Here is an 11,078-nt window from a genome sequence, read left to right on the forward strand (position 1 = left end):
AGTGCTCAGCCCTTGGTGAGGATGGAGCGGCCGAAGAAGAGGAGGTTGGCCGGCTTCTCGGCGAGGCGGCGCATGAAGTAGCCGTACCAGTCGGTGCCGTAGGCGGTGTACACGCGCATGCGGTGGCCCTCGGCGGCGAGGCGGATGTGCTCGTCGCTGCGGATGCCGTACAGCATCTGGAACTCGTACTCGTCGAGCTTGCGGCCGGCCTTCCGGGCCAGCTCCTGCGCGATGGCGATCAGGCGGGGGTCGTGGGACCCGATCATCGGGTAGCCCTCGCCCTCCATCAGCGTCTTCAGGATGCGGACGTACGCCTTGTCGATCTCGGCCTTGTCCTGGTACGCGACGGAGGCGGGCTCCTTGTAGGCGCCCTTCACGATGCGCACCCGGCTGCCGGCGGCGGCCAGGCGGCGGGCGTCCTCCTCGGTGCGGAAGAGGTAGGCCTGGATGACGCAGCCGGTCTGCGGGAAGTCCTTCCGCAGCTCCTCGTGGATGGCGAACATCGAGTCGAGGGTGGTGTGGTCCTCGGCGTCCAGGGTGACCGTGGTGCCGATCGCGGCGGCGGCCTCGACGACCGGGCGGACGTTGGCGAGGGCCAGCTCGTGACCGTCGTCCAGCGACTGGCCGAACATGGAGAGCTTGACGGACATCTCCGCCTTGGTGCCCAGGCCCAGGTCCTTGAGGCGCTCGACGAGCTCCAGGTAGGCGTCACGGGCGGCGGCGGCCTGCTCGGGGGTGGTGATGTCCTCGCCGACCACGTCGAGGGTGACTTCGAGACCCTTGCCCGCGGCGTCCTCGATGACCGGGACGACCTGGTCGACGGTCTCGCCGGCGATGAACCGGTCGACGACCTGCTTCGTGCCCGGTGCGGCCGAGATGAAACGGCGCATCTTGTCGCTGCGTGACGCGGCGAGAATCACGGGACCCAGCACGGGGCACCTCCACGGAAAGTACGAACGAAGGCCGAACCGCCCGAAGTGCCCCGGAGAGGGACAGAAGCGGTACAGCACGGAGAACCACCGTGAAATCTAAGGATCCCTCCGATCCTGTGCCATCGACAGCTGTCACGCATCCGTGCCCTGGATCTCAGACATATGTCTGAAGGGGTGCGAGAATGGCGGGGTGAAGGGCGATTACCAGGAGCTGGTCGACGAGATCTCCGCGGCTCTGGGCGTGCCGGCCACGCTGGAGGACCGCGATTTCGGCCTCGTCGCCTTCGGCGCCCACGACAGCGACGACGACACGGCGATGGACCCCGTCCGCACCCGGTCGATCCTGACCCGCCGTTCGACCCCGGCGGTCCGCGCCTGGTTCGAGAACTTCGGCATCACCCGCGCCACCGGCCCCGTCCGCATCCCGGCCGCCCCGGAGGCCGGTGTCTACCGCGACCGGATCTGCCTTCCGGTACGCCATCGGGGTGTCGTGCTCGGATACGTCTGGCTGCTCGACGCGGACCCGGGGCCGACCGACGCGCAGCTGGAGTCCGCGATGGAGGTGGCGGCCCGGATCGGGGCGCTGCTCTGGGACGAGGCGCGGGCCGGCACCGATCTGTCCCGGGAGTTCGGGGCGGTGCTGGCGGCCGGGCGGGGCTGGCAGCGCGATATGGCGGTGGCCGCGCTCAGCGAGGCGCTGGGCCCGGACGCGGAGGGGCTGCACACCGTGGTGTGCGTGATGGCGTGGACGGGCGAGCCGCCGTCGGCGCGCACGGTGCCGTCGGCGGCGGCCCTGTCCGCGGCGACCGCCCCGGGCGGCACCGGGGGTCCCGCGCTGGCCGCGCTGATCCGGCTGCGCTCCCCCGAGGTGCTGGATCCGGCGCTCACCGCCGCGGAGCGGCTGCGCGCCACGGCCGGGCCGGCGGCGACGGCCGGGATCGGGGTGGCGCGCCGGGGGCTCGCGGAGCTGGCGGACGCCTGGCACGAGGCCACGGCGGCGGCCCGCGCGGCGGCGGCGGAGAGCCGCTTCGGCCCGCTCGCCGAGTGGTCGGCCATCGGTCCGTACCGGCTGCTGACCGCGCTGCCGCCGGACACCCCGTCCGACCACGCGGTGCGCCCGCTGCTCGCCCCGGCCCAGCGGGAGCTGGCGCACACCGCCGAGGTCTTCCTCGACCGTGCGGGCCAGGCCTCCCGGACCGCGGCCGAGCTGGGCATCCACCGGCAGACCCTCTACTACCGCCTCTCCCGGGTGCAGCAGCTCACCGGCCTCGATCTGAACGACGGCGAGGACCGGCTGCTGCTGCACATGGCGCTCAAGGCGTCCCGGCTCTGAGGCCGGGGCCCGGCGGGCGGTGTCAGGCCGCCCGCTCGTCGGTGCCCGCCACCTTGCCGGTGGACAGGGCGATCCGGTTCCAGGTGTTGATGGTGAAGATCAGGGCCAGCAGTCCGGCGAGCCGGGTCTCGTCGAAGACGGCGGCGGCCCGCCCGTAGACCTCGTCCGGGACCCCGCCGCGCGAGACGAGGGTGACGGCCTCGGTGAGGTCCAGCGCGGCCTGCTCCTCGGCGGTGAAGAAGTGCGCCGCCTCCCGCCAGACGGCCACCATGTGCAGCCGCTCCTCGCTCTCGCCCGCCTTGCGGGCGTCCTTGGTGTGCATGTGCAGGCAGTAGGCGCAGCCGTTGAGCTGGGAGGAGCGGATCTGCACCAGTTCGACGAGGGCGGGGTCGAGGTCCTGGCGTGCGGCGGCGTCAAGGCCGATGAGGGACCTGAAGGCCTTCGGGGCGGCCTTGGCGAAGTTGATGCGGGGGGCGTGGACTGCTGCGTCGTTGTTCGTCATGTCCTCTACGTTAGAAGTGCGAAAGACCTCGCGTAGGGTGCATTTCCATGACGGATTCATGGGTCAATTCCGAGGGGTCGATCGGCAGTGACCTGCTGCTGGAGCTGGCGGGTCCGGGCAGCCGGCGGGCGGTGCTGATCCGCGCGCTGCGGGAGGCCGTACGGGACGGCAGGCTGGCCCCCGGCACCCGGCTGCCGCCCTACCGTTCGCTCGCCGCCGATCTGGGACTGGCCCGCAACACCGTGGCCGACGCCTATGCCGAGCTGGTCGCCGAGGGCTGGCTGACGGCCCGCCAGGGCTCCGGGACACGCGTCGCGCGGCGGGCCGCGCCCGTCGCCTCCGCCCGGACCCCGCGCAGGGCCCCGCACCGCCCGGCCGGCCCCGTGCACGATCTGCGCCAGGGGCAGCCGGACGCCGGTTCCTTCCCCCGGTCCGCCTGGCTGGCCGCCGCCCGCCGTGCCCTGAACGCGGCGCCGAACGACGCCTTCGCACCGGGCGATCCGCAGGGCCGGACCGAGCTGCGCCACGCCCTGGCGGACTATCTGGGCCGCTCCCGGGGCGTGCGCACCACCCCGGACCGGATCGTGATCTGCTCCGGTTTCTCCCATGCCCTGCGGCTGCTGACGGCCTGCGGGGTGGTGCGGGGCCGGCTGGCCGTGGAGGCGTACGGACTGCCCTTCCACCGCTCCGTCCTGGAGACCGCCGCGGTGCGCACCGTCCCGCTGCCGCTCGACGCCGACGGGGCGCGGACCGGGGAGCTGGCCGGGCTGGCCGGGGTGCGCGCGGTCCTGCTGACGCCCGCCCACCAGTTCCCGACCGGCGGGCCGCTGGGGCCGGAGCGCCGGGCGGCCGTCGTCGACTGGGCGCGGAGCCGGGACGGGCTGCTCGTGGAGGACGACTACGACGGGGAGTTCCGGTACGACCGGGAGCCGGTGGGGGCCGTGCAGGGGCTGGATCCGGACCGGGTGCTGTACGTGGGTTCGGTGAGCAAGAGCCTGTCCCCGGCCGTCCGGCTGGGCTGGATGGTGCTGCCGGAGCGGCTGGTGGAGCGGGTGCTGACGGCGAAGGGGGAACGGGAGGCGTGGGCGAGCGTGCCCGACCAGCTGACCCTGGCCGAGCTGATCGTCTCCGGTCACTACGACCGCCACGTCCGCCGGATGCGCCGCACCTACCGCGACCGCCGCGACCGGCTCGTCGCCGCGCTCGCCGCGCAGGCTCCGCACATCACGGCCACCGGCATCGCGGCCGGTCTGCACGCCGTGCTGCGGCTGCCGCCCGGGACCGAGCAGTCCACGGTGAAGGCCGCCACCTGGCAGGGACTCGCCCTGGACGGGCTGGACGCCTTCCGCCATCCCGACGCGGCGGCCGACGCCCCGGACGGGCTGGTCGTCGGCTACGCGACACCACCGGACCACTCCTTCGGCGCCGCGCTGGAGGCGCTGTGCCGGGCGCTGCCACCGGCGTAGGGCGCGTCGGGGGCGGGGCCGGCGCTCGGGGGTCGGACCGGTGACGGGTCCGGACCGGTGACGGGCCCGGCCGAGGCCGGGTCCGGGCCACACAGGGCCGGGGCCGCCGGGCCGGACGACCGTCGGCGCGGAGCCCGGCCGATGGGTCAGAGCCAGGCCGGTTCCGGGCCGACGACCGTCGGCGCGGAGCCAGGCCGTCGGCTCAGAGCCAGGCCGGTGGGTCCGGGGCCACGATCGGGCGGTCGCTGACGGCGGCGGCCATGATCAGGGGCGCGTCCCCGTCGCTGTGGCCGACGCCCACCGCGATCCAGCGCCGGCCCGCGGTGACCGGCCCCCAGACGAGCAGATCGCCGGTGCAGTCCTCGTCGAGCAGCGCCGCGAAGAGCTCCGGCACCGGCTCGCCCGCCTGGTGGAGCAGGAGCGCGCCGTGGACCGGCACTTCGTGGTGCCCGCCCCAGCGGCGGTCCAGTTCCCCGGCGAGCGCGGCCAGCCGGGCGTCTCCGGCCTCCTGGGCCTCGTCCCAGTCGGCACCGTCCACCCCGACGAAGGATCCGGACTCCCAGAGCGGGACGATGCGGAACCCGTCCCCGGTGGTCGCCGCCCACTCCCCCGTAGCGGGATCGCCCTCGGCCGTGACCGGTCCGCCCGCGGGCAGCGGGGCGGCCGCCAGGGCCTCGACGTCCACGACCGCCCGGCCGAGCGCGAACTCCTCCCCCGCCCGGACGGTCACCGGGCGGTACCGGCCGGAGCCGGGGCGGGCTGCGTCCGGCCCTCCAGGACGGCCTTCAGACCGTCCGTCAGATCCTGGGCGGAGGGTGCCGACTCGCTGTCCATCAGCCACTGGACCATGACCCCGGCGAGCAGCGCCTGGCAGAAGAGACCGGCCACCCGCGCCTTCTCCGGGTCGGTCTCGGGGTCGATGCCGAGCATGGACTCGGCGAGACCGTCGCGGCCCTCCTTCTGCGGTCCGGCCAGGGCCTTCTGGAGGCCGGGGTCGGAGTCGATCCGGGAGATGACCTCCATCTGGAGCTGCCAGACCGCCCGGGTCTGCTCATAGCTCCCGATCACCCGCTCCCAGGTCTCGCGGAACTGGTCGAGCGGTGCGGCCGGCACCTCGCGCGCGTCCGGCTCCCCGTCCCCGCCCTCGGTCAGCACCTCGCCCCACTCCTCCGTCACCTTGAGGAAGGCGAGGTTGAGCAGGGCCTCCTTGGAGCCGTAGTGGTAGCCGATGGAGGCGAGGTTGGTGCCCGACGCGGCCACGATGTCGCGTGCCGTGGTACGGGCGTACCCCTTCTCCAGCAGGCAGCGCTTGGCGCCTTCGAGCAGATCCTCACGATGTCCCATGACAGCAGCGTACCCGGCATGCAGACGTTTGTGTAAGACGTACGTCTAGATACCGGGTACGACCGCTCGGGAACGGGTCCGCGCGGAGGGTCAGTCGGTGAGGTCGACCGAGCGGGCCGAGGCCGCGCCGATCTCCGAGGCGATCTCGGCCAGCACCGACGCCGGGACGGTGTCGTCGACGGTGAGGACGACCAGCGCCTCGCCGCCCGCGGCGGCGCGGGAGACCTGCATGCCCGCGATGTTCAGACCGGCCTCGCCGAGGACCTTGCCGACCACGCCGACGACGCCGGGGCGGTCGTCGTAGCGCAGCACGACCATGTGGTCGGCGAGCGCCAGGTCCACATCGCGGTCGCCGATGGCGACGATCTTCTGGAGGTGCTTGGGGCCGGCCAGGGTGCCGGAGACCGCGACCTCCTCGCCGCTGGCCAGGGTGCCCCGGACGGTGACCACGTTGCGGTGGTCGGGCGACTCGGAGCTGGTGGTGAGACGGACCTCGACACCGCGCTCCTGCGCGAACAGCGGGGCGTTGACGTAGGACACCGTCTCGTCGACGACGTCCTCGAACACGCCCTTGAGCGCGGAGAGTTCGAGCACCTTGACATCGTGCTGGGTGATCTCGCCGTAGACCTCGACGTCGAGGCGGGCGGCCACCTCGCCGGCCAGGGCGGTGAAGATCCGGCCCAGCTTCTCGGCGAGCGGCAGACCCGGGCGCACGTCCTCGGCGATGACGCCGCCCTGGACGTTGACCGCGTCCGGGACCAGCTCTCCGGCGAGCGCCAGACGGACGGACTTGGCGACGGCGATGCCCGCCTTCTCCTGGGCCTCGTCGGTGGAGGCGCCCAGGTGCGGGGTGCAGACGACCTGGTCGAACTGGAACAGCGGGGAGTCCGTGCAGGGCTCCTTGGCGTACACGTCGAGACCGGCGCCGGCGACGCGGCCCTCCTTGAGGGCGGAGGCCAGCGCCTCCTCGTCGACGATGCCGCCGCGCGCGGCGTTGACGATGCGCACCGAGGGCTTCACCTTGTGCAGCGCCTCGTCACCGATCAGACCCAGCGTCTCCGGGGTCTTCGGGAGGTGCACGGTGATGAAGTCGGAGACCTCCAGCAGCTCGTCCAGCGAGAGGAGCTTGACGCCCATCTGCGCGGCGCGGGCCGGCTGGACGTAGGGGTCGTACGCGACGATCTTCATACCGAAGGCCGACATGCGCTGGGCGACCAGGACGCCGATGCGGCCGAGGCCGACGACGCCGAGGGTCTTCTCGCTCAGCTCGACGCCGGTGTACTTGGAGCGCTTCCACTCGCCGTTCTTCAGGGCGGTGTTGGCCTGCGGGATGTTGCGCGCGGTGGCGACCAGGAGGCCGCAGGCCAGCTCGGCGGCGGTGACGATGTTGGAGGTCGGGGCGTTCACGACCATCACGCCGGCCTTGGTGGCGGCGGAGACGTCCACGTTGTCCAGACCGACGCCGGCGCGGGCGACGACCCGGAGCTTCTTCGCGGCGGCGATCGCCTCGGCGTCGACCTTGGTGGCGGAGCGCACCAGGATGGCGTCGACGTCGGCGATGGCGGGGAGCAGCTCGGCGCGGTCCGCGCCGTTGCAGTGCCGGATCTCGAAGTCCGGTCCCAGGGCGTCCACCGTGGCGGGCGACAGCTCTTCAGCGATGAGTACGACAGGTTTCGAGCTCACGTGAGTCCTCACAGATCCAGTGCGGACGGCCGTCCCGACGGCCGCAGGCGGTGGAGGGGCTTGCCGCGTGGAAGACGCACGACACTGTGGGCCTGACGCGTGTATGTGTGGAGAAGTGTAGTCATGCGGGAGGACGCGTACTGCGCCCCGTTGGAAGGATCACCCACACGAGGCTGGACGACTTGTACACACGTACGACGCCGCCTCTTCCAGCGGTGGAAACGGCCCCGGGGGCGGACCGTGGTCCGCCCCCGGGGCCGGTGTACTACGCGTCCTCGTCGTTGACCCAGCTCATGAGCTTGCGCAGCTCACGGCCCGTGGTCTCCAGGAGGTGGTCGCTGTCGGCCTTCTTGTACTCGTTGTACTTGGGCAGACCGTTGTGGTACTCGGCCATCCAGGTCTTGGCGAAGGTGCCGTCCTGGATCTCGGCGAGAACCTTCTTCATCTCGGCCTTGGTGGCGTCCGTGATGATCCGCGGACCGGTGACGTAGTCGCCCCACTCGGCGGTCTCGGAGATCGACCAGCGCATCTTCTCCAGGCCGCCCTCGTACATGAGGTCCACGATGAGCTTCAGCTCGTGCAGGCACTCGAAGTACGCGATCTCCGGCTGGTAGCCGGCCTCGGTCAGGGTCTCGAAACCGGCCTTGACCAGAGCGGCGGTGCCACCGCAGAGGACGGCCTGCTCGCCGAAGAGGTCGGTCTCGGTCTCCTCGGTGAAGGTCGTCTTGATGACGCCGGCGCGGGTGCCGCCGATGCCCTTGGCGTACGAGAGCGCCAGCTCCAGGCCCTTGCCCGTGGCGTCCTGCTCGACGGCCACGATGCACGGAACGCCGCGGCCCTCCTCGTACTGGCGGCGGACCAGGTGACCCGGGCCCTTGGGGGCGACCATGCAGACGTCGACGTTGGCCGGCGGCTTGATGAAGCCGAAGCGGATGTTCAGGCCGTGGCCGAAGAACAGCGCGTCGCCGTCCTTGAGGTTGTCCTTGATGGACTCCTCGTAGACCTGGGCCTGGATCGGGTCCGGGACCAGGATCATGATGACGTCGGCCTCGGCGGCGGCCTCGGACGGGGTCACCACGCGCAGGCCCTGCTCCTCGGCCTTGGCCTTGGACTTGGAACCCTCGTGCAGACCGACACGGACGTCGACACCCGAGTCACGCAGCGACAGCGCGTGGGCGTGGCCCTGGCTGCCGTAGCCGATGACCGCGACCTTGCGGCCCTGGATGATGGACAGGTCGGCATCGTCGTCGTAGAACAGCTCGGCCACTGGGTCTTCTCCTTGGTGTGCAGGTGTTGCGTCCCACCGTACGGCGGGGTGCGTCAGATACGTTTTCGGGTCTCGCCATACGAGCGGCGGCGGCCCCGGGGGGCTCAGGCCGTGCGGTCGAGGGCGCGCAGGGACCGGTCGGTGATCGAGCGCGCGCCGCGCCCTATGGCAATGGTGCCGGACTGGACGAGCTCCTTGATGCCGTACTGCTCCAGCATCTTGAGCATCGCCTCCAGTTTGTCGGCGCCGCCGGTCGCCTCGATCGTGACGGCCTCCGGGGAGACGTCCACGGTCTTGGCCCGGAACAGCTGGACGATCTCGACGATCTGGGAGCGGGTCTCGTTGTCGGCGCGGACCTTCACCAGGACGAGCTCCCGCTGGATCGCAGCGGAGGGCTCCAGTTCGACGATCTTCAGGACGTTGACCAGCTTGTTGAGCTGCTTGGTCACCTGCTCCAGGGGCAGGTCCTCGACATTCACGACGATGGTGATGCGGGAGATGTCGGGGTGTTCGGTGGTACCGACCGCGAGCGAGTCGATGTTGAAGCCGCGGCGGGAGAACAGGGCGGTGATCCGGGCGAGGACACCGGGCTTGTTCTCGACCAGGACGGAGAGCGTGTGCTTGGTGGACATGGAGTCGGTCTCTCTCTGTCTCAGTCGTCTTCGTTGTCGCCGAAGTCGGGGCGGACGCCCCGCGCGGCCATGACCTCGTCGTTGGAGGTGCCGGCGGCGACCATCGGCCACACCATGGCGTCCTCGTGGACGATGAAGTCGATGACGACCGGGCGGTCGTTGATCGCGTTGGCCTCGGCGATGACCTTGTCCAGGTCGGCCGGGTCCTCGCAGCGGATCGCGTGGCAGCCCATGGCCTCGGACAGCTTGACGAAGTCCGGGACCCGGGTGCCCTTCGCCGCGTTGCCGTCGGTGTCGGCGCCGGAGTGCAGCACGGTGTTGGAGTACCGCTGGTTGTAGAAGAGCGTCTGCCACTGGCGGACCATCCCGAGGGCGCCGTTGTTGATGACGGCGACCTTGATCGGGATGTTGTTGAGCGCGCAGGTGGTGAGCTCCTGATTTGTCATCTGGAAGCAGCCGTCGCCGTCGATCGCCCAGACCGGGCGGTCGGGCATGCCGGCCTTGGCACCCATCGCGGCCGGGACCGCGTAGCCCATCGTCCCGGCGCCTCCGGAGTTCAGCCAGGTGGCGGGCTGCTCGTACTGGATGAAGTGCGAGGCCCACATCTGGTGCTGGCCGACGCCCGCGGCGAAGATCGTGTCCGGCGGGGCGAGTTCGCCGATGCGCTGGATGACCTGCTGCGGCGAGAGGCTGCCGTCCTCCGGCAGGTCGTAGCCGAGCGGGTAGGTCTCGCGCCAGCGGTTGAGGTCCTTCCACCAGGCGGCGTAGTCGCCGGTGTTCCCCTCGGTGTGCTCGGCCTGGACGGCCTGGACCAGATCGGCGATGACCTCGCGGGCGTCACCGACGATCGGGACGTCGGCCTCGCGGTTCTTGCCGATCTCGGCCGGGTCGATGTCGGCGTGGACGACCTTGGCGTACGGGGCGAAGCTGTCCAGCTTGCCGGTGACGCGGTCGTCGAAGCGGGCCCCGAGGGCGACGATCAGATCGGCCTTCTGCAGCGCGGTGACGGCGGTGACCGAACCGTGCATACCGGGCATTCCCACGTGCAGCGGGTGGCTGTCGGGGAAGGAGCCGAGCGCCATCAGGGTGGTGGTGACGGGCGCTCCGGTCAGCTCGGCCAGCACCTTGAGTTCGGCGGTGGCCCCGGCCTTCATGACGCCGCCGCCCACGTACAGCACCGGGCGCTTGGCCTGGGTGATGAGCTTGGCGGCCTCACGGATCTGCTTGGCGTGCGGCTTGGTGACCGGGCGGTAGCCCGGCAGGTCCATCACCGGCGGCCAGCTGAAGGTGGTCTTCGCCTGGAGGGCGTCCTTGGCGATGTCGACCAGGACCGGTCCCGGACGGCCGGAGGCGGCGATGTGGAAGGCCTCGGCGATCGTGTGCGGGATGTCCTCGGCCTTGGTGACCAGGAAGTTGTGCTTGGTGACCGGCATCGTGATGCCGCAGATGTCCGCCTCCTGGAAGGCGTCCGTGCCGATGGCGGCGGAGGCCACCTGGCCGGTGATCGCGACGATCGGCACCGAGTCCAGGTACGCGTCCGCGATCGGGGTGACCAGGTTGGTGGCGCCGGGGCCGCTGGTGGCCATGCAGACGCCGACCTTGCCGGTGGCCTGGGCGTAGCCGGTGGCCGCGTGGCCCGCGCCCTGCTCGTGGCGGACGAGGACGTGACGGACGCGCTGGGAGTCCATCATCGGGTCGTACGCCGGAAGGATGGCGCCGCCGGGAATGCCGAATACCGTGTCGGCCCCCACCTCCTCGAGGGAGCGGATGAGGGACTGCGCACCCGTGACGTGCTCAACGGTGGCGGAGGACGATCCGCCGTTACGGGCCCGCGGCTGGGGATGGTGGGCCCCGGTGGCCTGCTCGGTCATCGGCATTCTCTTCTCGAAGCTGAGGTTTTCGCGAGTGTTTTACGACGT

The 11,078-nt window shown here is 71.4% G+C and carries 10 protein-coding genes; 2 read left to right on the top strand and 8 right to left on the bottom strand.

Going from position 1 to position 11,078, the window contains the following annotated elements; all coding sequences use genetic code 11:
• Positions 1 to 5: 5 nt before the first annotated feature.
• Positions 6 to 932: a proline dehydrogenase family protein gene (locus ACZ4FH_RS03760; protein WP_467301995.1), complete on the bottom strand. Its 927-nt coding sequence runs from the start codon at positions 930 to 932 to the stop codon at positions 6 to 8.
• Between the two features lie 190 nt (positions 933 to 1,122).
• Between ACZ4FH_RS03760 and ACZ4FH_RS03765 the strand changes: the two genes are divergently transcribed.
• Complete coding sequence (locus ACZ4FH_RS03765) at positions 1,123 to 2,265, top strand: PucR family transcriptional regulator (protein WP_467301996.1); 1,143 nt, start codon at positions 1,123 to 1,125, stop codon at positions 2,263 to 2,265.
• 22 nt (positions 2,266 to 2,287) lie between these two features.
• On the opposite strand, the gene ACZ4FH_RS03770 is transcribed toward ACZ4FH_RS03765, so the two are convergent.
• On the bottom strand, positions 2,288 to 2,767 hold the full coding sequence (locus tag ACZ4FH_RS03770) for a carboxymuconolactone decarboxylase family protein (RefSeq protein ID WP_467301998.1): 480 nt from the start codon (positions 2,765 to 2,767) through the stop codon (positions 2,288 to 2,290).
• Between the two features lie 47 nt (positions 2,768 to 2,814).
• Between ACZ4FH_RS03770 and pdxR the strand changes: the two genes are divergently transcribed.
• The gene (gene pdxR, locus ACZ4FH_RS03775; protein WP_467302000.1) at positions 2,815 to 4,233 is read left to right on the top strand and encodes a MocR-like pyridoxine biosynthesis transcription factor PdxR; all 1,419 of its coding nucleotides are present in this window, start codon (positions 2,815 to 2,817) and stop codon (positions 4,231 to 4,233) included.
• 202 nt (positions 4,234 to 4,435) lie between these two features.
• Here pdxR and ACZ4FH_RS03780 read toward each other — a convergent pair whose 3' ends face one another.
• The 6 genes from ACZ4FH_RS03780 to ACZ4FH_RS03805 form a co-directional block, all read right to left on the bottom strand.
• A complete protein-coding gene (locus tag ACZ4FH_RS03780; RefSeq protein WP_467302001.1) occupies positions 4,436 to 4,963 on the bottom strand; it encodes a hypothetical protein in 528 nt (175 codons plus the stop codon).
• A complete protein-coding gene (locus tag ACZ4FH_RS03785; RefSeq protein WP_467302003.1) occupies positions 4,960 to 5,577 on the bottom strand; it encodes a TetR/AcrR family transcriptional regulator in 618 nt (205 codons plus the stop codon). The genes ACZ4FH_RS03780 and ACZ4FH_RS03785 overlap by 4 nt, the downstream gene beginning before the upstream one ends.
• Before the next feature lie 90 nt (positions 5,578 to 5,667).
• Positions 5,668 to 7,260 carry a phosphoglycerate dehydrogenase gene (gene serA / locus ACZ4FH_RS03790; protein ID WP_450680317.1) on the bottom strand — a complete coding sequence of 531 codons (1,593 nt, stop codon included), beginning with the start codon at positions 7,258 to 7,260 and terminating at the stop codon, positions 5,668 to 5,670.
• 265 nt (positions 7,261 to 7,525) lie between these two features.
• Positions 7,526 to 8,527 carry a ketol-acid reductoisomerase gene (gene ilvC, locus ACZ4FH_RS03795; protein ID WP_467302006.1) on the bottom strand — a complete coding sequence of 334 codons (1,002 nt, stop codon included), beginning with the start codon at positions 8,525 to 8,527 and terminating at the stop codon, positions 7,526 to 7,528.
• Positions 8,528 to 8,631: 104 nt separating this feature from the next.
• Positions 8,632 to 9,159, bottom strand: a complete 528-nt coding sequence (ilvN, locus tag ACZ4FH_RS03800) for an acetolactate synthase small subunit (protein WP_018553223.1) — start codon at positions 9,157 to 9,159, stop codon at positions 8,632 to 8,634.
• A 20-nt stretch (positions 9,160 to 9,179) separates the two neighbouring features.
• Positions 9,180 to 11,036: an acetolactate synthase large subunit gene (locus ACZ4FH_RS03805; RefSeq protein WP_467302008.1), complete on the bottom strand. Its 1,857-nt coding sequence runs from the start codon at positions 11,034 to 11,036 to the stop codon at positions 9,180 to 9,182.
• Positions 11,037 to 11,078: the final 42 nt, after the last annotated feature.

Source organism: Streptomyces sp. NPDC024555, from assembly GCF_055559335.1.